This is a genomic window from Thalassospira marina, assembly GCF_002844375.1.
In the GTDB taxonomy this organism is placed as follows: domain Bacteria; phylum Pseudomonadota; class Alphaproteobacteria; order Rhodospirillales; family Thalassospiraceae; genus Thalassospira; species Thalassospira marina.
On the sequence record NZ_CP024199.1, the window covers coordinates 2,995,440 to 3,014,493 of the forward strand.

Annotated in this window: 19 protein-coding genes; 6 read left to right on the forward strand and 13 right to left on the reverse strand. The window is 54.9% G+C overall.

What is annotated here, in order from left to right; genetic code table 11:
- Nucleotides 1-50: 50 nt before the first annotated feature.
- Entirely contained in the window at nucleotides 51-1,775 is a 1,725-nt protein-coding gene (locus tag CSC3H3_RS13660; protein WP_101285182.1) for a Rieske (2Fe-2S) protein, read from the reverse strand.
- Nucleotides 1,776-1,865: 90 nt separating this feature from the next.
- Between CSC3H3_RS13660 and CSC3H3_RS13665 the strand changes: the two genes are divergently transcribed.
- Together CSC3H3_RS13665 and CSC3H3_RS13670 are read left to right on the forward strand one after the other, a co-directional pair.
- Nucleotides 1,866-2,522 (forward strand): helix-turn-helix transcriptional regulator, encoded by a 657-nt coding sequence (locus tag CSC3H3_RS13665; protein ID WP_101268342.1) that lies wholly within the window; start codon nucleotides 1,866-1,868, stop codon nucleotides 2,520-2,522.
- Nucleotides 2,523-2,593: 71 nt separating this feature from the next.
- Nucleotides 2,594-3,472, forward strand: coding sequence for a tetratricopeptide repeat protein (locus CSC3H3_RS13670; protein ID WP_101285183.1), 879 nt, complete (start codon nucleotides 2,594-2,596; stop codon nucleotides 3,470-3,472).
- A 135-nt stretch (nucleotides 3,473-3,607) separates the two neighbouring features.
- On the opposite strand, the gene CSC3H3_RS13675 is transcribed toward CSC3H3_RS13670, so the two are convergent.
- Complete coding sequence (locus CSC3H3_RS13675; RefSeq protein ID WP_157831897.1) at nucleotides 3,608-5,017, reverse strand: MFS transporter; 1,410 nt, start codon at nucleotides 5,015-5,017, stop codon at nucleotides 3,608-3,610.
- A gap of 76 nt (nucleotides 5,018-5,093) precedes the next feature.
- Complete coding sequence (locus CSC3H3_RS13680) at nucleotides 5,094-5,798, reverse strand: TetR/AcrR family transcriptional regulator (RefSeq protein ID WP_157831898.1); 705 nt, start codon at nucleotides 5,796-5,798, stop codon at nucleotides 5,094-5,096.
- A gap of 232 nt (nucleotides 5,799-6,030) precedes the next feature.
- Between CSC3H3_RS13680 and CSC3H3_RS13685 the strand changes: the two genes are divergently transcribed.
- Together CSC3H3_RS13685 and CSC3H3_RS13690 are read left to right on the forward strand one after the other, a co-directional pair.
- Nucleotides 6,031-6,954 (forward strand): AraC family transcriptional regulator, encoded by a 924-nt coding sequence (locus tag CSC3H3_RS13685; RefSeq protein ID WP_215907505.1) that lies wholly within the window; start codon nucleotides 6,031-6,033, stop codon nucleotides 6,952-6,954.
- A gap of 134 nt (nucleotides 6,955-7,088) precedes the next feature.
- A complete protein-coding gene (locus tag CSC3H3_RS13690; protein ID WP_101285186.1) occupies nucleotides 7,089-8,477 on the forward strand; it encodes a DUF2254 domain-containing protein in 1,389 nt (462 codons plus the stop codon).
- Here the strand turns inward: CSC3H3_RS13690 and CSC3H3_RS13695 are convergent.
- A complete protein-coding gene (locus CSC3H3_RS13695) occupies nucleotides 8,465-8,905 on the reverse strand; it encodes an Lrp/AsnC family transcriptional regulator (protein ID WP_101268353.1) in 441 nt (146 codons plus the stop codon). The genes CSC3H3_RS13690 and CSC3H3_RS13695 overlap by 13 nt on opposite strands.
- A 145-nt stretch (nucleotides 8,906-9,050) precedes the next feature.
- Here CSC3H3_RS13695 and CSC3H3_RS13700 point away from each other — a divergent pair, with 145 nt between their 5' ends.
- On the forward strand, nucleotides 9,051-9,965 hold the full coding sequence (locus CSC3H3_RS13700) for a DMT family transporter (RefSeq protein ID WP_101285187.1): 915 nt from the start codon (nucleotides 9,051-9,053) through the stop codon (nucleotides 9,963-9,965).
- Nucleotides 9,966-10,064: 99 nt separating this feature from the next.
- Here the strand turns inward: CSC3H3_RS13700 and alaS are convergent, their stop codons facing one another.
- The 4 genes from alaS to CSC3H3_RS13720 form a co-directional block, all read right to left on the reverse strand.
- A complete protein-coding gene (gene alaS / locus CSC3H3_RS13705; RefSeq protein ID WP_101268356.1) occupies nucleotides 10,065-12,719 on the reverse strand; it encodes an alanine--tRNA ligase in 2,655 nt (884 codons plus the stop codon).
- 147 nt (nucleotides 12,720-12,866) lie between these two features.
- The gene (locus tag CSC3H3_RS13710; RefSeq protein WP_101285188.1) at nucleotides 12,867-13,172 is read right to left on the reverse strand and encodes an NIPSNAP family protein; all 306 of its coding nucleotides are present in this window, start codon (nucleotides 13,170-13,172) and stop codon (nucleotides 12,867-12,869) included.
- A 126-nt stretch (nucleotides 13,173-13,298) separates the two neighbouring features.
- Complete coding sequence (locus CSC3H3_RS13715; protein WP_101268360.1) at nucleotides 13,299-13,439, reverse strand: entericidin; 141 nt, start codon at nucleotides 13,437-13,439, stop codon at nucleotides 13,299-13,301.
- 366 nt (nucleotides 13,440-13,805) lie between these two features.
- Entirely contained in the window at nucleotides 13,806-14,882 is a 1,077-nt protein-coding gene (locus CSC3H3_RS13720) for an alpha/beta hydrolase family protein (RefSeq protein ID WP_215907506.1), read from the reverse strand.
- Between the two features lie 155 nt (nucleotides 14,883-15,037).
- On the opposite strand from CSC3H3_RS13720, the gene CSC3H3_RS13725 reads away from it, so the two are divergent.
- The gene (locus CSC3H3_RS13725) at nucleotides 15,038-16,141 is read left to right on the forward strand and encodes a helix-turn-helix domain-containing protein (RefSeq protein WP_101285189.1); all 1,104 of its coding nucleotides are present in this window, start codon (nucleotides 15,038-15,040) and stop codon (nucleotides 16,139-16,141) included.
- Nucleotides 16,142-16,260: 119 nt separating this feature from the next.
- On the opposite strand, the gene CSC3H3_RS13730 is transcribed toward CSC3H3_RS13725, so the two are convergent.
- The 5 genes from CSC3H3_RS13730 to queD form a co-directional block, all read right to left on the reverse strand.
- On the reverse strand, nucleotides 16,261-16,437 hold the full coding sequence (locus CSC3H3_RS13730) for a DUF1328 domain-containing protein (RefSeq protein WP_101268364.1): 177 nt from the start codon (nucleotides 16,435-16,437) through the stop codon (nucleotides 16,261-16,263).
- Nucleotides 16,438-16,559: 122 nt separating this feature from the next.
- Entirely contained in the window at nucleotides 16,560-16,700 is a 141-nt protein-coding gene (locus CSC3H3_RS13735; protein ID WP_101268366.1) for an entericidin, read from the reverse strand.
- A gap of 226 nt (nucleotides 16,701-16,926) precedes the next feature.
- Nucleotides 16,927-17,448: a GNAT family N-acetyltransferase gene (locus CSC3H3_RS13740; protein WP_157831899.1), complete on the reverse strand. Its 522-nt coding sequence runs from the start codon at nucleotides 17,446-17,448 to the stop codon at nucleotides 16,927-16,929.
- Nucleotides 17,449-17,671: 223 nt separating this feature from the next.
- On the reverse strand, nucleotides 17,672-18,499 hold the full coding sequence (gene queE, locus CSC3H3_RS13745) for a 7-carboxy-7-deazaguanine synthase QueE (protein ID WP_101285190.1): 828 nt from the start codon (nucleotides 18,497-18,499) through the stop codon (nucleotides 17,672-17,674).
- Complete coding sequence (gene queD, locus CSC3H3_RS13750; protein ID WP_101268372.1) at nucleotides 18,496-18,852, reverse strand: 6-carboxytetrahydropterin synthase QueD; 357 nt, start codon at nucleotides 18,850-18,852, stop codon at nucleotides 18,496-18,498. Before queD ends, queE begins: the two co-directional genes overlap by 4 nt.
- Nucleotides 18,853-19,054: the final 202 nt, after the last annotated feature.

The window sequence follows — 19,054 nt, forward strand, 5'->3', positions numbered from 1 at the left end:
TCAGGATGCGGGGGGGGGAAGAACGACCGGGCAGAAACGCCCGATCCGGTCTAGTCCTGACCGACAAAAGTTGTGGATTGAAAGGCCGTTCGCACCGCACGGCGACGTGGAAAGTCGCTTCTGACATAACGATGAACAGCCACCAGCATATCCTTACGCCAGGGGGCATCGGGGAATTGGGCCAGTTCTGATCGCACCATCGAGATGGTTTTAAGGCGATGGACAGGTTCGATATAATCGGTGCAGCCGTGGTAAAGCACGTGACTGCGCATCAGATTGCCCAGAATGGTTTCGCTATCGCCATCCCAGTCAATACCGGCATTGGCGGCGTAATTGCCCGGATCACCATCCTTATGAACGTATTTGGCGTTGCGACCAATGAAACAGCCAATCTGCAACAGGCCATCGGCCCACAGCTCCGGCATTTCGGTTGCCAGTTCGCGTACGGCCTGGGCCGTGGTCATGGCATGGGTGACATCAAGCCAGTTAACATTGGTGCCAATCGGCATGTTGGTGCGATACATCACCGTTTCATCGAAATGGCGCACCTGCCAGACGGCGGCTTCCATCAGCGCGTGATAACATGCCAGCGGGTCACCGGCCGATCGGCGCACCCGCGAAAGCACCCGTGCCACCGCACGCCCCAGAAAATCATCACGCGTTGCCGGTTCCTGGCCAACATGTTCATCCCAATCCTTGCGCACGACATGAAAAGCGCGAAATTCGGGGATCAGGTCTTCGCGGGTGACCGTGCATAAATGCCGGGTTAACGGCAAAATCAGGCTTTCAAGCGCGTCCTCGCCCAACGCAGCCAACAAGGGGCTGACCTTGGATACATAAATGACCGAATGGCCAAAACCGGCATAATGGCGCATGGCACAGCGGGCAAAGGCCGGACGCAAATCATCCCATGTCATACCTGCATCAAGTGCGCCGCGTACCAATGCCACGGCGATATCTTCATCTTCGGCTTCGACAGCATTGGAAAAATCACCGGCCGACCATGGGATGACGCTTGGGGTAAACGGATAAACCGGGTGATATGTGCTGTCCCAGGCGATATGGCCCAAAACCTCTGACAGGCAGGCAAGGCGTTCGTAGGGATCGGTCAATTCCTGCATATAGGCCAGCCAGTCCGCAGCGCCGGGCATGGCGTGGGTAGTGCCAAATTCAAACCGGTCCATGCGCAGGGCAAAGGCCTTTTTCACCGCTTCAAGCGGATTAACGCCAATCTGATCCAGGCGGGCCAGCTCGCGGCTGAGGCGGTCATAATCATTTTTATGAAGGGCTTCATCCAGATTGGACAATATCTCGTCGCGCTGCTGATGTTGCGGCGGTTCGGTCATATCAAGCTCAACAACACCATCACCGGTGATGCGCGCCGGATAGCGCCGCAATTTGTCCCCGCCAACCAGGGTATCGCCGCTATCAAGGTCAAATTTCCAGTTATGCCAGTTGCAGGTCAAAACGCAGTCCTGGCTAAGGGTGCCTTCCATCAAGGGGAAGCCTTCATGCGGGCAGCGGTTATTGCAGGCATAAATGCCATTGTCGGTTTTAAAAACCGCAATCTGCCGCCCGTTCATGCGCACCAGTTTGCGCCCGGTTTCACCAAGTTCGGCCAGCGTGGTGGCAGCCTGCCAGTTACCGGCACCAGCCACAGTCCCCGCCTTCTCCTTGGCAGCGCCCGAAATATCACCTGATGCCATGCTGGCCTGCGGGGATGACGGTGAATGATCGGTTGTCGGCGTTTCCAGCCCGGAATGTGCGTTTGTCATGGCGGCCTCTATTTTTTAAAGATTATTCTTTAAAAAATAAGCTACGCCGTTCTTCTTGCCTTTTCAATAGAATTTTCTTTATAAAAGGGCATGACAAAACGAAATCCCAAAGCCGCCGATGGTGAAACCCGCCGGGCCATTCTTGATTTGCTGAAATCAGGCGGGCCTGCGCGCGCCGATAATATGGCCGAAATTTTGGGTGTATCGGCAATGGCGGTGCGCCAGCATTTAAAGACGCTGGCCGATCAGGGCATGGTTAGCGAACAACAGATCGCATCGCCCAAGGGCCGGCCAGCCAAGCTTTGGGCACTAACCGCACAATCCAACAGCGCCTTTCCCGACGGGCACCAGGAACTGGCGGTATCGCTGATAGACTGCATGCGCGATGCCTTTGGCGAAGAAGGGCTGGCCCGCATCATTGCCGCGCGCGCCGAACAGCAGAAAATGATTTACGAAACCCGCCTGCAAAATGCCGCCAGCGACCTTGAATCCCGGGTCGCGGCTCTGGCCGCTGCGCGCGAAGCCGAAGGATACATGGCCGCAACCCAGCGCGATGATGACGGCAACCTGTTGCTGGTGGAAAACCACTGCCCGATCTGTTCGGCGGCAACGGCGTGCCGGTCGCTATGCGCACGGGAACTTGAGGTGTTTCAAACCGTTCTGGGACCAGAAGTAACGGTTGAACGCACCGACCACATCCTTGCCGGGGCAAGGCGGTGCGCCTATCGCATTACCAGCCGGCAATAAGACCCTTACCTGCCAAGGCCCCCTTCCCGGCTTTGGCACCACAAAGATAAACGCATCACAGGAACACATGCATGACCACGGCTGAATTTACCAGAATGGGGCTGGAATCCCTGTCGCACGGGCATTATGACGCCGCAATCAACATGTTGCGCCAGGCATTGGGCAATGACCAGAACGACCAGCCTGCCCGTTTTGGGCTGGCCCAGGCCCTGCATCGCCGTGGCAACCTGACCGAAGCAATTTACGAATACCAAACCGTTTTACGGACCGAGCCAGACCACCAGATGGCGCTGCGCCAGTTGGCCGAAGTTTACCTGCTGTCAGGCAAACCGCGCCAGGCGCTGAACAATCTGGATATTGCCTTGCGCGCCAAACCCGGCGACCCGGACCTGTTAACCGCACATGGTATGGCGCAGCTTGAACTGGGCCATCACCGCACCGCTCTAGCCGATTTTCACAGTGCCTCGCGCCTGCGACCGGGCGACAGCATGATCCACCATATGATTGCGCTGTGCTACCGGGCGGAAAAAGATATCGAAGGCGAACGCCGCGCGCTCGACCAGCTTTTGCGCATTACACCCCATTCGCTGGCCTGCCTTAATGATATTGGCCGCCTTGAAATGCTTGAGGGTAATTATGGTTCCGCACTTGATTATTTCGACCGTGCCCTTCTGACCATGCCCACATCCCCCACCGCACTGACCAACCGGGCCATTGCCCTGACGGTGCTGGGCGATGAAACCGCCCGTGATGCCTGGGATACCGCCATTAAGGCCGATGCCAACGCGCCTGAAGATGGCCTGCGTAATGCTGCGATTGCCCAGCTTCACGAACTGGCCGGGGATTTATTGACAGATGGGAATACAGGTGATGGCGATGTAAATGCCGATAGCGCCGGGCAGCGGCATTATCTGGCAAGTGGCGCACTGGCCATGTCCACCATTGTCTAGGCAACAGCGAACGCGCCGAACAAACCCAGCCCGAAAACGAATAAAGCTGGTTTATTCGTGTTCCCGCTACGGCCGTAATGCCACCAGATAAAAAGCAGCGGGCGGCCCACCAGGACCACCCGTATTTTTTTGCCTTTAATGAGCTGCACCCGTTGACCCGGCCCTTTTGCCAAGGTCGGGCATGGCGCGTTTCCACGCCATGATGCCAGCAACGCAAATCATGGCGGCGACAAAGCCCATGAAAAACGGTGATTGCGGCGATTGCCCGGATAACAGCCCACCGACCAGCACGGCGACTGCCTCGGCCATCACATGGACGGACCGGTAAATGCCCAATGCCTGCCCCTGTTCATGCGCACCTGCTGCATCGGAAATAAACAGGCTGGTGGTGACTTCGCACCAGGCAATGCCAAAGGCCGCAAGGCACATGGGTACAAATATCCAGACCAGGCCATCGGGCAGCAGAAACGTGATAATGCCCACGCCCAAAAACAGATGGGCAACCGTGCTAACACCGGCCAGACCAATGCGTTTGCGCACCGGCTCCACCAGCAGGCCCGCCGCAATCAGCGGAATGGAAATAATGGCCGAACACATGCCAAGGAACGAACTGCTGACATCGTGGTTTTGCACCAGATAAACGCCGAAAAAGGCGAAAAAGATGTAAACCGCGACATAGCTGAAAAACGAAATGACAAAGCCCGGCAGCAGGGTTTTATCCCGCACCGTCTGCCAGACGGTACGTACAGGCAAATCGTGCGTATCCTCTGGTGCAGTTTCGGCTGTCGCCGAAAGCTCGACCGCCCGTGCGGCCTCGCCCAGTGTAACTTCGTCCAGTGTAACTTCATCCAGTGCAACCTGGCCCGACGCGGTTTCCCGCGCGTCATTACCCGGTGATGATGCCGCTGCCTTGCCCCGCCGGCTGGCATAGCCCGGAATACGCAGGGTGAAAAACACCACCAGCAGGTTAAAGCCAAACATGCCTGCGGCAAAAAAGAACGGCCATGAAACGTTAAACCCGTCATAAATGGCGGGGTCGGACAGGAAACCGCCCAAAAGCGGGCCGATGATCCAGCCAATATTGATGGCAACCGTGATCAGGCCGAAATTGCGCACCTTGGTTTCGGGCGTGCTGATATCCGATGTGATGGATTGCGCAATCGCCATATTGCCTTCGCACAGACCCGATACAAACCGCCCTGCCAGCAACAGGGGCAGGCTGGCAATGGCAACCCCCAGTGCCGTTACCAGATAGCCCCCCGCCGCCCCGGCAAGCGAGCCCAGCAAAACCGGGCGCCGCCCGATACGGTCAGACCAGCGGCCCAGCCAGGGCGCACCAATAAACTGCCCAACCGGATAAAGGGCAATGGCAATGCCTAACAGAAACGGCCGGTATTCCGCCGGAATTGAAGGGTCCAGAAAGCCAAGTTCGGGTTTAAGGAACATGGGGCCAAAAACCGGATAAGGCAGGCTGAAACCGGCAAAGCCGAAAAGCACGGTCATAAAAACCGCGATCATTAATTTGCGTTCCTGGGGCATGGGCATGTGGGTGTCCTGCAAGGTCAACTGATGCGAGGTGGCGCGATCAGTGGGTAATTTCGATATCGGTTCAGATTTGGCGTTATGCCGATGTGCCAAAATGGGCGGGCACATATTGCGCACCCAATGCATGCACGCGTTTGCGGGCGTCATCGGCCGTCCAGCCCGCACCGGTTAAAATGGCGGTCAGGCCATCGCAAAAGGTTTCAAAGGCATTTTCACGCAGCAGGCTGCCATAATGGGCATCGGTAATTTCCGAAAGGGCCAGCGCGTTCATGCCAAATGATAATGCCCAACTGCCAAGATTAAGGGTGCGGCCCTGATCACGGGCATAATCCGCACCCAGCATGGGGGCGGCATCATCAAGAAAACCCTGAAACATGCGGGTGGCATCGCCGACCTTGCGCAAAAGTTCCTGATGGCGGCCCACCGTGGCCCGACGCCAGATAGAGGGCGACATTGCCAGATATTCCATTTCAAACAGTTCGGGTTTTTCAATGGAAAACAGAATATCCAACAAGCTTGCGACAATGAATTTATCAAGCGGCGTACCGTCATGATCACAGGCCGTTGCCAAAAATTCGGTCCGGATGGCCCCGGCGCGCACCGCCAGCCCCAGCAACAAGTCTTCCTTGCTGGCGAAATGGACATAAAGGGTACCGACCGAAATTTCGGCAGCGCGCGCCAGATCGGACATCTTCAAATCAAAGAAGCCATATTCGCTGATCAATTCCTGTGCGCGGTCCAGAATGACCTTTTCACGCTGCTGCCGTTTTTCCTGTTTCACGCCGCTTTTCCGTAAATGATTTAAAATCGAATTTGGTTCATTTTTACGAAAACAGCAATGAAATTTTTTGCAGGGCAGCTTTGCCGAAGTAAAAACCATTATTTTTCAGATGCATGAAGCTGGCCAACCAGTCATGCACCAACCAGACAGACAAAACGGAAAAACCGCAATAACGGACAGGTATTACAATGCGCGGCATGGCAATATGGCAGGCTAACAACAGGGAATGATAATGCCGCAAGACGAAAGCCCCGATTCCAGCGTGACCCGGCACCAGCAACGGTTTGACCGGGTGATCGCCCATATTGACGCCAACCTGTCATCAGAGCTGGATGGCGCGGCATTGGCCGATATTGCCGCCTATTCCCGGTTTCATTTTCACCGGCAATTTGCAGCACTGTTTGGGCTGGGGGTGGCAAAATACATCCAATTGGCGCGCTTTCATCGCGCGACACAACAACTGGCCTTTCGCCAGCAGGAAAGTATTTTAGATATCGCCCTTGATTGCGGGTTTGAAAGCCCCGAAGCATTCAGCCGGGCCTTTAAACGGTTACATGGGCAAAGCCCCAGCGCCTTTCGTAAAAGCCCGCAATGGGACGAAACCCAAACCCTTTACCAGCCCCTTTTCCAGGCGCGGAGCAAAACGATGCCCAAAGCCGCAATAGTGCCCGATATTGAAATTGTCGATTTTCCACAAACGCGTGTGGCGACATTGCGCCATCTTGGCAACCCTGCCCGCCTTGGCGATAGCATCCGAAGTTTTATTGCCTGGCGCAAACGCCATTCATTGCCGCCACAAAAATGTGCCACCTATAACATCGTCTGTTCCAACCCGGATGACACACCGCCCGAAGACTTCAAATTTGATTTATGCGTGGCGACCCACATTGCCATTGCGCAAAACCCCGAAGGCATTTTTGAACAAACCATTCCCGCCCTGCGCTGCGCACGGGTGCGCCATACCGGGCCGGACCACACCCTGAACGATACCATCATGCCGGTTTTTGCCCATTGGATGCCTAAAACCGGCGAAACTGCGGGTGATTACCCGATCATTTTTCATCGCCTGTCACTGTTTCCCGATATCCCCGAACAGCAGGCCGTGACCGATATTTACATTCCCCTGGCCCAAAGCGGCAAAACCCGCGACCTGTAACCACCCGCGTCAGCCGCAATGGCGGGAACCGCAAGCATTTCAATGCGTTTGCAACATATCGGTTTGGTTGCGACGGCCCCATCATCATGTGCCGCCCGGCATACCGTTTTGGTTGGTTGCACCGGGAATAGCATATGTTTGAACGCCTGATCCGCATTTGGGAACGCCTGCGCCACAGTTTGTGGATATTGCCGCTGCTTTTCGGGCTGGTGGGTTCGCTTCTGGCTGCCTGCATCATGGTGCTGCCGGATTTGCCGTTTAAACAGATATTTTCGCCGATCTGGCCGATTTTTTCCGACATCAGCGATGTGCGCAACATGATCGGCATGTTGCTGCCTGCCCTTGTCACCATGTTTACGCTGGCCCTTTCCATTACCATGGTCGTGCTAACCCTGGCCGCGCAAAACCTTGGTCCCCGCCTGATCCGCAATTTTCTGGGGGACCATGCAACCCAAAGCGTGATTGGCATTTTTGTTGCCAATATCACCTTTCTTGTCACCGCCCTTTTGATGATGGGCGGGCTTGAAGCCCATAACGATGTGGCACAGGTTGCGGGGCTGGTGGGCGCACTGATTTTCGTGATCAGCCTGTTTTCGCTGATTGTATTTGTGCACCATCTGGGGCGATCCATTGTATCCGACCAGGTGATTATCGAGGTGGGCGACCGGCTGGAAAAAATCATCTCCGAAACCCATGACCGGGTTGGGCATGCCGTGATCGAAGCACGCAATGCCGGCACCATCCTGCCCGAAGCGCTGGCAATTGACCCTAAAACCGCCATCCAGGCAACGCAGTCCGGTTACATTCAGGGGATCGATTATGATGGCCTGTGCAAACGCATTACCGAACACCACGCCTATGTCGAACTGATCCGCCAGCCCGGCGAACATGTGATCAAGGGCGAGGTGATTGGCCGTATCCTGTGTGATGAAAGCCAGCTTGAAACGTTGCGCGTCCAAATTAACCGCGACGTTGCCAAAACCGTTATGATTGGCAATTACCGCACCGCGGCCCTCGATGTGGAATTTTCCCTGCGCCAGATTGTCGAAATCGCCGTGCGTGCCCTTTCCCCCGGGATTAATGACCCGTTCACAGCCATTGCATCGGTTTACCGGCTGGGCCGTGCGCTGCGCCATACGCTAGCCTTTGTTTACCCTGTCGGGCTTTGGATGGATGACAACAGCATTGCACGCCTAAGCGGCCCGGTATCGGATTTCAGTGGTATGCTGGGGGCCGCGATTGACCAGATCCGGCAGGCAGCTGCCCAAAAACCCGACGTTTTGATCCCCATTGCTCAAACGCTTGAGGGATTGATCCCCTTTATCAGCACCGATCGCCAGCGGGATGAAATTCGCCGGCAGGCAAAAATCATCATCAATACTGCCCGCCGCGAAATTGGCGAGCCGGACGATTGCCGTGATGTTGAAAAGGCCGCAAGGCGCGTTTTGCGATATAGTGCTGAGTGGCACGAAACCATGCTTGGGGAAAATCCGTTAAAGGAAAACCAGCCTCAGGATAGTTGAAAAGGCGGCATACGCCGTTCAACCGACTTTGCCTTGACGATGGATGTGTTGGTTTCGGCCTTATCAACGATGCGTTCAAGCAGATTATCCAGGTCCGAAACGCTGCGCACATAAAGGCGTGCGACAAAGCAGTCATCCCCGGTGACCTTATCGCATTCGCCAAATTCGGGAATTTCCTGAATGATCTGCTCGACGATATGCAATTTGCCCGGCAGCGGGCGAATGCGCACAATCGCCTGAAGCGGATACCCCAGGGCTTCGGGGTTGATATCGATGGTAAAGCCGCGAATGATTCCGCGTTCTTCAAGGCGGCGTACCCGTTCGGCCACTGCCGGGGCCGACAGACCCACACGCGCAGCAAGTTCTTTTTGCGAAATGCGGGAATCTGCAATCAACGCATTCAGAATTTTCTGGTCCGTTACATCCATGACTTTACTTTCATCGATTTTTTCCTGCTCCTGCCTTTATTAAAAAGGTGAAACGGGAAAAACATCAACTTCAAACCATATTCCACAGCTGCTTTTTTCGCGAAAATGGTGCCATACAATCTATTCAGACAAACGGAGCATTCCGATGAATGAAAAAACACGTGGCACCCTGGAAATGGCAGCGGCCATGTCCATTCTGGGCACCATTGGCTGGTTCGTGATCGTATCCGAACAGCCCGCAATCAATGTTGTTTTCTGGCGATGCGTTTTCGGGGCAGCCGCCCTGTTTGCCATATGCGCGGGTCTTGGCCTGTTACGCGGGCTTTTAAACCTGCGCACAGTGTTATGGTCGGCCCTGGGCGGTGCCGCCATTGTCATTAACTGGTTCCTGTTATTTGCATCCTTCAAGGAAGCATCCATTTCCATCTCGACAGCACTTTACAATACGCAGCCTTTCATGCTGCTGGGCTTTGGCGCGATTTTCGCGGGCGAGAAAATAACGCTAAACAAGCTGTTCTGGCTGACACTGGCGTTTATTGGCCTGTTATTCATTGTAACGGGCAATGATGGCGGACATGGCGCACAAGGTGGCGTTGGCACCAGCCTGCTGGGTATTGTAATGGCGCTGGGTGCGGCCTTTTTCTGGGCAATTGCGGTTATCATCACCAAAAAGCTGAAAGGCACACCGCCGCATCTGATCGCCCTTGTGCAGGTAACAGTCGGGATTCTGATGCTGGCCCCCTTTGCCGATTTCACGAACCTGCCCGCCACCGGTTTTTCGTGGCTGTCGCTGGTAATTATCGGGGCGGTGCATACCGGGCTGATTTACGTGCTGATGTATGGTGCGGTCCAAAAACTGCCGACCCATTTGCAAGGATCGCTGACATTTCTGTACCCGGTTGTTGCCATTGTGATTGACGTCATCGCCTTTCACCATCGCCTGGGCACAGGGCAAATTCTGGGCGCGGCGGCGATCCTGGTTGGTGCGGCAGGCATGAATTTGGGCTGGCGCGTATTTGGCCGGAAAACCCAACAGGCCCGCAACATCAAAACAGCCTGACAACAAACCAAAACAAAACCCCGTTGCCAGGCGGGCAACGGGGTTTGTGATGTTTCGCGGATGGCTAAAAATTCAGTCATCCTGAATGATTTTGGCTTATCAGCCTGCCAGTGCGGCCTCGATCGCGGCCAGGGCCTGTGCGGCCTTGTCGCCATCGGGTCCGCCACCCTGGGCCATATCCGGGCGGCCACCGCCCCCCTTGCCGCCCAGTTCGGCAACGCCAATACGCAGCAGATCAACCGCATTATGGCTGGCAACCAGATCTTCGGTCATGCCCACAACGATGGAAGCCTTGCCACCATCAATGGCGATCAGGGCAGCAATGCCCGAGCCCATCTGGCTGCGCAATTCATCAACCATGCCCTTCAGTTCCTTGGCCGGGATGCCTTCGAGAACCTTGAACGCCGTTTTAACGCCGTTAATTTCCTTAAAGCCTGCATCACCACCAGCGCCACCGGCACCGCCAGTTGCCAGCTTTTTGCGAAGGTCGGAAACTTCGCGTTCAAGACGGCGGCGTTCTTCCTGCAGGGCCTGCACACGAGCAGGTACATCTTCGGGAACAGCCTTCAGATCACCGGCAACAGACTGCAACAGGCGATCGCGGTTTGCCATATAGCTTGCAGCGTCCGCACCGCTTAGTGCTTCGATACGGCGCACACCGCTGGAAACGGCACCTTCGGAAACGATTTTGAACAGGCCGATATCACCGGTGCGTTTGACATGGGTGCCACCGCACAGTTCCAGCGAATAGGCGAATTCTTTTTCTTCCGGCAGGCCCATGGAAACAACACGGACTTCATCACCGTATTTTTCACCAAACAGCGCCATCGCGCCCAGTTCGATAGCCTCATCAGGCGTCATCAAACGGGTGACGACTTCGGTGTTTTCACGAACCAGACGGTTCACATCGGCTTCGATGATGGCAATTTCTTCGGCCGTTACCGGTTTCGGATGCGATACGTCAAAACGCAGGCGTTCGGGTGCGACAAGCGAGCCCTTCTGCGTGACGTGACCGCCCAGATGTTTGCGCATCACGGCATGCAACAGGTGCGTTGCCGAATGGTTGGCACGCAGTTTTGAACGGCGGGTGTTATCGACGCGGAATTCGGCAGCATTGCCGGTTTTAATCTCGCCCGAAACAACCTTGCCCAGATGCACATGCAGCGCACCCAGTTTTTTCTGGGTATCGGCAATTTCAATGACGGCACCATTTTCGGTGCGGATCACGCCGGCATCGCCCTGCTGACCACCGGATTCACCAAAAAACGGCGTCTGGTTTGCAAGAATGGCAACCTGGTCACCTGCCTTGGCCGTTTCAACTTCTTTGCCATCAACGATGATGGCGGTCAAAACGCCTTCGGCATTTTCGGTTTCATAACCCAGGAATTCGGTAGCACCGAAACGGTCATTCAGATCGAACCAGACTTCTTCGGTTGCGGCTTCGCCTGAACCGGACCAGGCCGCACGAGCCTTGGCTTTCTGTTCGGCCATGGCCGAGGAAAAGCCTTCTTCGTCGATCTCGATTTTGCGGGTTTTAAGCGCATCAGCCGTCAGATCAAGCGGGAAGCCATAGGTATCATAGAGCTTGAACGCGACATCGCCCGGCAGAACCGCACCTTCGCCCATGTCAATGGTTGCATCGTCAAGCATCTTGAGGCCGCGATCGAGCATGGTTTTAAAGCCATGTTCTTCCAGCTTCAGGGTTTCTTCGATCAATGCCTGGGCACGGACCAGTTCCGGGTAGGCAGCGCCCATTTTGCGCACCAGTGCCGGGACCAGTTTATACATCAGCGGGTCTTTGGTACCGACCATGTGCAGATGGCGCATCGCGCGGCGCATGATACGGCGCAGAACGTTACCGCGACCGGCATTGGACGGCAAAACACCATCGGCAATCAGGAAGCTGGTGGAACGCAAATGGTCCGCCACCACACGGTGGGACACGTTATGCGGCCCATCCGGGTCGGTATTGGTAACATCAGCCGATGCCTCGATCAGGGCGCGCATCAGGTCGATATCATAGTTGTCGTGTTTGCCCTGTAAAACAGCAGCAACACGTTCCAGGCCCATACCGGTATCGATAGAGGGTTTGGGCAGGTCAACGCGCTCGCCATTGGCCATCTGCTCGTACTGCATGAAGACGAGGTTCCAGATTTCAATGAAACGGTCGCCGTCTTCTTCTGCGCTGCCCGGAGGGCCACCCCAGATATGATCGCCATGATCAAAGAAGATTTCCGAGCACGGACCACACGGGCCGGTATCGCCCATCGACCAGAAGTTATCAGAGGTCGGAATGCGAATGATGCGGTCATCGGTCAGACCGGCAATCTTTTTCCACAGGCCATGGGCTTCGTCATCGGTGTGGTAAACCGTCACCAGAAGCTTGTCTTTGGGAAGACCATATTCCTTGGTGATCAGGTTCCAGGCGAATTCGATCGCGTTTTCCTTGAAATAGTCGCCAAACGAAAAGTTGCCGAGCATTTCAAAAAAGGTGTGATGGCGCGCGGTATGACCGACATTTTCCAGGTCATTATGCTTGCCACCGGCACGCACGCATTTCTGCGAGGTGGTCGCGCGTGAATAGTCACGCTGTTCCTGGCCGGTGAAAACGTTTTTAAACTGAACCATCCCGGCATTGGTAAACATCAGGGTGGGGTCATTGCGCGGCACCAGCGGGCTGGATGAAACGACCTCATGGCCGTTCTTGCGGAAAAATTCCAAAAACGTGGTGCGGATATCGTTAACGGTCTGCATCTCTCTCCAACCCGGAAAACGCGGAACAAAACACCCACCTTGACTGCGGGTTGACTGCACTGTTTAGCGGCTCGTCTTTGCCCTGTCCAGTCGGGGAAAAGGGCTAAACGCTTAAAAGGTACGTTTCAAGTATTATCGCGAACGGGCTTATTCCAAAACCGGGCGCATGAAACTGCGTTCATAGCTGATAATGGAACGGTTTTTCTGTTCAAGTTCCAGGGTTGCCATGCATTCGGCATCGCCTGCCATCTGGCTGCGATAGGTTTCATAAGCCGCCAGACTTGGAAAACTGAACAGGGCATAGGCAATGTTACTTGCGCCTTCATGGGGCAGGAAATAGCCATGATGTGTGCCGCCCATACGGTTGACGATGGGAATCCAGCGCCGGGCGTAATCCTCGAATTCGGGGATTTTGTGCATATCGACGACATATTTCAGATAACAGGTAATCATAAATATTCCCCGGAAAAGCAAATGCCAGAAGGTGTTTATCCTGCCAGTGACGGCTAATGTGCAAAGGGTACCGGGGCAATTGCCAGACAGCCCCAAATCCACGAACCGCGCAGGATTACACCGGCATCAATTGGCTTTTTTCTGAATATTCTGGCCAAGCTTTTCCAGATCCTTGCCAAAACCATCGGCGGTTTCACACCCCGCCAGCGCCGCACCAAAAGCAACCATCAACAGAACAGCCAAAACATTGCGGATCCGCTTTTCCATCTTCCATATTCTCCAACATGGGCCAAATGCCCGTCAGTCTTCACCATTGCACGTGCCCGCCCGGCCCCGGTATGGGGCCAATTAGGGTACGGCTGCAAAATAATGCGCAAAATATAACGAAATCATGGCTCACCCTACTAAAATCGTTGGCATATGCCTGTGGCAAATATCACGGACAACAACAGATTTTTATCAATGCCAGGCCATGCCACTAGCCATAACACAGGGCAGGTCAGCACCCGATAGTATAATAACCCTGCCAAATGTTACCTAACCTGGCATTCCCGGCCTGATTTTCGAGATAGAAGCAACAGCCAGCAGGGTTAACCCGGCTGGCTGCTTTCGCGTCAAGGCAGCAAAGACCGATCAAAGTTTCAGAAATGTCCCGATCGCATTAACCATGCCATCATGAACGGCCTTGCGATCCGTTCCAGCCGGGTCGGAACACAGGGGATCATCTTCCATCTTTTTAAGCGTTTCGGCCGCACCGGGTTTGCATTCCGGCAGGAAGGTCAGATGATAGGCCGGGGCAAAAACAGCAAGGCTGGCATGACTGAGTTTTGACAGCAGGTTGCTGCCCGTCGGGCCAAAATCAGTTGCCCGCCAGCCATTTTCGCGGCCAAGACGAATGAACAGCACATCGTCTTTCACATCTGTCAGGCTGGCATCATTCACCGCGTCGGTCAGGCCCGGTTCAATGGCGACAAAACGTTTAATCCGATGATCGCGGCTTTTGGCGACAAAATCATCGGGGAGATGGTCAAAATCCACGCCGCCTTTGCGAAAGAAAGCGCAATCCTGTGTTTTATCCCCGAACCGCCCGCAATAATCGCGCATTTTTTGCCGGTCAAACTGCATGCCAGCCAAATTCAAAACCGTTGTCCCTCCCAGCGAAAAGCCAACCACGGAAATATTGTCAGGATCAATAAACGGGGCAAATTCGGGATTGGCCAAAACCTGATCAAGCGTTGCCGAAATATCGGCAGCCCGCTGCCCCAGATAAACTGTGCGGCGCGGCGATGAATCCCCCGATGTTGTGCCGGGATGATTAACGCCCAGCACAATCGCCCCCTTCAGGGCCAGTTGCGATGCCAGCCAGCTCATGGTGACCATATTGCCGCCCGACCCGTGCGAGATCAGAACCAGCGGATGCTTGCCCGGTTTGACAGCCGCACCGATATAGGCAGTGACCGGTTCCCACAGCATGCTTCTGCCCGCCGGGGCAAAATAGATATGCGTGCCCGCCGGATACCAGATGGATGCTTCCATCGGTCGGGACCGATGCGCGGCATAAACATCAAACCGGTCAAACCCGGCATAGTCATGTTTTTCTGGCGTTGTATCGGCGGCAGGTTTTGGTGCCGGTGTTTGTGCTTGTGCGGGTAAAACACCCGCAGCCCACAGCGACATGGCAATCAGAAAGGCAGACGTTACATGTTTCATGATTTCAATCCGTGCTTTAAATTTCAACGGTCTGAAATTGCCTGTGCCTGATGATAACCGCGTCCTCGAACCGGTTTTAGGACGTGCAAAACCGGATTTAGAACCTGCCACCGCCCCTTAAAGACCCTTGCGGCACCAGATTGAGAACATTTTCGATGCTTGTTTTACCTGTTCCAATGATCGTCGCCCTGCTGCTGGGTTTTCTGTTTTTCCGCAGCCTGCTTGTCGATCAGCGCCAGCCGTTTTTATCGGTGCTGCTTTTGGCCTGTGCCGGGCAAAGCGTGCTGACATCGCTGGTGCTGTATTACGGGATTGGCACCCTACAGCCATTGCAGCCAGTTACTGCATCAATCATTCCCGCGATTGTCTGGGTGGCCTTTGTTGAAAGCTGCCTGCGGCAAAAGCCGCTCCCACGCGATTACATGCATTTATGCGTGCCAATCCTGGTGATCCCCTGCGTCCTTTTTGTGCCTGCCGTGATCGACACATTGCTGGTTGTGCTGTTTGTCGGCTATGGCGGGGCCATTCTTTTTATGCTGCATGTGATGAAGGATGACCTGGCGCATATGCGCTTAAGTGCCGGGCACCTGCCTGCTTTGATCTGGCGTATTATTGCCATTGCCCTGATCATTTCCGCTATCAGCGACACATTGATCAGCCTGTCTCTGGCCTATGGCTTTGCGGCCCTGCCCGGCTGGATTTTAAGCATTTCATCGTCGCTGGGCTTGCTGGTGATCGGCTATCTGTGTGTTTCACGCGATATCGAGGCGAAATTTGATACCGCCGAAAACGATATCGCCCCTCGCCAGCCCATTGATGCGGGCAACGACCCCGCCCGCAACACGCAAAAAAACAGCAACGCCAGTAATACCAGCAGCAGCCACATCAGCACACAGCCCGAACCGGACGCGCAAAACAGCCGTATCCTCCAGGACCTTTCGACGTTGCTGGAGGGGGAAAAGCTGTATCTGGACCCTGACCTGACACTGGCGCGTTTGTCGCGCAAAATGGGGGTTCCGTTAAAGCAACTTTCAACCGCGATCAATGCAGTGACGGGCGAAAATGTTTCGCGCTTGATCAATGGTTATCGCATTGGCCATGCCTGCACATTGCTGGCACAGGGGCAAAGTGTGACCACTGCGATGCTTGATAGTGGCTTTAATACCAAATCAAATTTCAATCGCGAATTTTCACGCATTACCGGGCAAACACCCAGCGCCTGGATCACGGCACGGCCAGCACAAACCACCAAAGCGTGATCACGCGCCGCCGCAATCGACGGGCAGCTTTGTTGCAAACACAAAAAAACGGACCCGATGGCAGGTCCGTTTTTTTCATTGTCGGCAATCAGGTAATTGCCATGTCTTCGTTCACCATTTTAAATCGGCGGGCGGCGCCCACGCAGGGCATTGACCAGCAACGACACCAGAAACAGAACGATAAATACGAAGAACAGAATCTTTGCGATCCCGACAAAAGTTCCGGCAAGCCCGCCAAAACCAAGAACGGCTGCCAGCAATGCCAAGACAAGACAGAATATCGCCCAACCAAGCATTTTTATTCTCCTGTTGTTTTTGTATTTTCAGGCGACCGGTACCGTTTGCCCGTGTTTTCTGTTTAAATTGATACCAGTCGTCAGCCAGACCTGATCGAATGCGGGCTTTCGCCCGGAATTAATCAGTTAGCGCCTTCCTGAATGTTGTCGCCGAGTTTTTCGACGTCCTTGCCAAACCCGTCAGCGGTTTCACAAGCGGCCAGCCCCATGCCAAAACCGGCAATGATGGCCAAAGCAAAAAAGCGTTTCATGAAAGTAGACATCTTCTTCTCCTGAGCCTTGATCCAGAGATTACTTTGAATTCTTTTCACACCATCTTGAACGCCACTTGCTGTTTCTTGTTCCGGTCAAAAAACCATTCAAGCAAAACGGCGCGTTTTTTAACGGCAAAACACCGTTAAAAGCCGCAGATTTCCGCGATTAAGACAAATCGTGATCTTTTTGGGGCAAATGCCATTTGCCGCGCGATGGGGCAAAAAGAACGCCCGCCTACCGTAAAAAGGCAGGAATTTTAACCATGAAAACGCTGTTCACATCCCCCTGATAAGGACCAAACGGCGCAGCGCGCACATAACCCAGTGACGCATAAAGCCCGATGGCGGCATCGGACTGAATACCGGTTTCAAGGCAAATACCACCAAAACCCTGTGCAAGTGCATGCTGTTCCATATGGCGCATCAACAGGCGCGCCAGCCCCTGTCGGCGCAGGGTGCCATCCACAAACAGGCGTTTGATTTCACCCCAAGCAGCAGGTGTACCCTGCCCGGCAGCCAAATCGGGCAAAGCAGGCGCAGCACCCGCCGCCAGCGGCACATAACCGCCGCAGGCAACGGCCAGATTGTCATCCTGTCGCCGGATAACAAAAAAGCGCGCATCCTGCGCCATAAGCTGTGCCGCACTTAACCCTGCCCGGTCCTGCCCCGGATAAAGGGCTGCCGTTCGAGCATCGGCCTGCGCAAACAAGGTTGCGACGGCCGGTTGATTGGGCGTTTCAGGCTGAATGACAAACATGGAATATCCCGGATAAAGGAAATTGGGGGCGCAGAGCCACCTGCCTTGCCCGACACAAGGCTGGCATTGGCATTCAGGAATGGATATCGGACACGCACGTTCCAGCCCGTACGGCAAGCCCCGTGCAGATGCGCAATGTTAAGGGATTAAACCCGGCAGTAATCGCATGTGCATGGCAGTCAGCATTGAAGACGCCGGGCTTAGCCCAACGCAGAATGAACGATCAAACGCCGCGCAGATTGCCCCAGACATGCACATGCCATTGCGGCATCACGCGCACATCAAACCAGCCATTTTGCGCCACGCGGTCCACCAACCAGCGATAGCGTTCGGTCAGGGCATCAATATCAACCCCGTCGGCCCCATCAGGATGGGGGGCGGCCGGGGTGGCATTTACCGGCTGCAGATAGCAGGGAATATCAGGGTGCATCGCACGTACCTGATTGGCAAAATTCAAATCGGCCTCGTCCGCCACCGGGAATTTCAGGGTAATAACAGGACCCATGCCCGAGCCACTGCGTGCCGCGGTGATGCAGGCTGCCAGATCATCAGCGTTAAAAACCGTCCCGCTTGAAGGTGGCTTGGGGCTTAGGGTCAGATGGTCCAGCCTGGCAAACCAGCGCCGGGCAATGCTGCCCTGCGTTTCAATGGCAAAGGTAAAACCCTGCCGCTGGCCCTTATCAATAAGGGATTCAAGCGGCTGAATGGCGGGATTCCCGCCCGAAAGCGTAACCAGAACCGGGCGCCCGCCTGAGAGTTTTTTGACCTGGTCAAGAATAGCTTCCGCATCCATCGGCAGCCAGTCACCGCGAAAGGCCGGGTCAACGGCATAAAGGGTATCGCACCAGGAACAGCGAAAATCACAACCACCTGTCCGCACAAAAACCGTCGGCATGCCCAGAAGAGCACCTTCGCCCTGCACGGTTGGTCCGAAAATTTCCGAAATGCGGATTTTACCCTGCCGGCGCACAAGCTGGCTGTCATCCCCCGACAGATCGGTTGATTGCAGGCCTTGTTCGGCGCAGGTGGGGGTGGTGATGTCCTGGGTCATGGGCGATATTCGGCCCAGGTTTTTGGCGTTTCGGAAACGCGCACAGCCGAAACTTCCGGCCAGCGGTCTTTGGCCCAGTCATAAAAAAACTTCGCCAGATTTTCTGCCGTGGCGTGATCATGGCCGAACACATCGTTCAAATGACGATGGTCAAATTCATCATCGATCAGGTGCTTTAGCGGTGAAAGTTCGCGGTAATCGCGCACGAAGCCCCGGCTATCAAGCGTTTCGGCCTGCAATTCCACCTCGACCACATAATTATGGCCATGCAGGCGGCTGCACGGATGGTCCGGGGATAACCCGCCAAGAACATGCGAAGCTGAAAAGGCAAACTGTTTGGTAATTCTGAACATCTGTTAACTCTGTTTACTCGGCGCGGTCCTGTTAACCCGAACAGGTGGCACCTGGCCGGGGCGAAGGTCGCGCGAAAATGCGTTTATCCCTATTGCCAGCAACTGGTGGGCCAGATTTGACCCGGCACCGACAGCAAATGGATGATCAGGCCGAATGATCAGGGAAGGGCATTCTGCCCGATCCCCAAAACCGGCAATATCC

What these genes read in the sequence shown, in the direction of transcription:
- alaS (WP_101268356.1), bottom strand. Translation starts at nt 12,719, where the DNA reads ATGCAGACCGTTAACGATATCCGCACCACGTTTTTGGAATTTTTCCGC.
- CSC3H3_RS13675 (WP_157831897.1), bottom strand. Translation starts at nt 5,017, where the DNA reads ATGCCCATGCCCCAGGAACGCAAATTAATGATCGCGGTTTTTATGACC.
- CSC3H3_RS13685 (WP_215907505.1), top strand. Translation starts at nt 6,031, where the DNA reads ATGCCGCAAGACGAAAGCCCCGATTCCAGCGTGACCCGGCACCAGCAA.
- queE (WP_101285190.1), bottom strand. Translation starts at nt 18,499, where the DNA reads ATGACCCAGGACATCACCACCCCCACCTGCGCCGAACAAGGCCTGCAA.
- CSC3H3_RS13730 (WP_101268364.1), bottom strand. Translation starts at nt 16,437, where the DNA reads ATGCTTGGTTGGGCGATATTCTGTCTTGTCTTGGCATTGCTGGCAGCC.
- CSC3H3_RS13725 (WP_101285189.1), top strand. Translation starts at nt 15,038, where the DNA reads ATGCTTGTTTTACCTGTTCCAATGATCGTCGCCCTGCTGCTGGGTTTT.
- CSC3H3_RS13715 (WP_101268360.1), bottom strand. Translation starts at nt 13,439, where the DNA reads ATGGAAAAGCGGATCCGCAATGTTTTGGCTGTTCTGTTGATGGTTGCT.
- queD (WP_101268372.1), bottom strand. Translation starts at nt 18,852, where the DNA reads ATGTTCAGAATTACCAAACAGTTTGCCTTTTCAGCTTCGCATGTTCTT.
- CSC3H3_RS13735 (WP_101268366.1), bottom strand. Translation starts at nt 16,700, where the DNA reads ATGTCTACTTTCATGAAACGCTTTTTTGCTTTGGCCATCATTGCCGGT.
- CSC3H3_RS13710 (WP_101285188.1), bottom strand. Translation starts at nt 13,172, where the DNA reads ATGATTACCTGTTATCTGAAATATGTCGTCGATATGCACAAAATCCCC.
- CSC3H3_RS13700 (WP_101285187.1), top strand. Translation starts at nt 9,051, where the DNA reads ATGAATGAAAAAACACGTGGCACCCTGGAAATGGCAGCGGCCATGTCC.
- CSC3H3_RS13740 (WP_157831899.1), bottom strand. Translation starts at nt 17,448, where the DNA reads ATGTTTGTCATTCAGCCTGAAACGCCCAATCAACCGGCCGTCGCAACC.
- CSC3H3_RS13695 (WP_101268353.1), bottom strand. Translation starts at nt 8,905, where the DNA reads ATGGATGTAACGGACCAGAAAATTCTGAATGCGTTGATTGCAGATTCC.
- CSC3H3_RS13670 (WP_101285183.1), top strand. Translation starts at nt 2,594, where the DNA reads ATGACCACGGCTGAATTTACCAGAATGGGGCTGGAATCCCTGTCGCAC.
- CSC3H3_RS13660 (WP_101285182.1), bottom strand. Translation starts at nt 1,775, where the DNA reads ATGACAAACGCACATTCCGGGCTGGAAACGCCGACAACCGATCATTCA.
- CSC3H3_RS13665 (WP_101268342.1), top strand. Translation starts at nt 1,866, where the DNA reads ATGACAAAACGAAATCCCAAAGCCGCCGATGGTGAAACCCGCCGGGCC.
- CSC3H3_RS13690 (WP_101285186.1), top strand. Translation starts at nt 7,089, where the DNA reads ATGTTTGAACGCCTGATCCGCATTTGGGAACGCCTGCGCCACAGTTTG.
- CSC3H3_RS13720 (WP_215907506.1), bottom strand. Translation starts at nt 14,882, where the DNA reads ATGAAACATGTAACGTCTGCCTTTCTGATTGCCATGTCGCTGTGGGCT.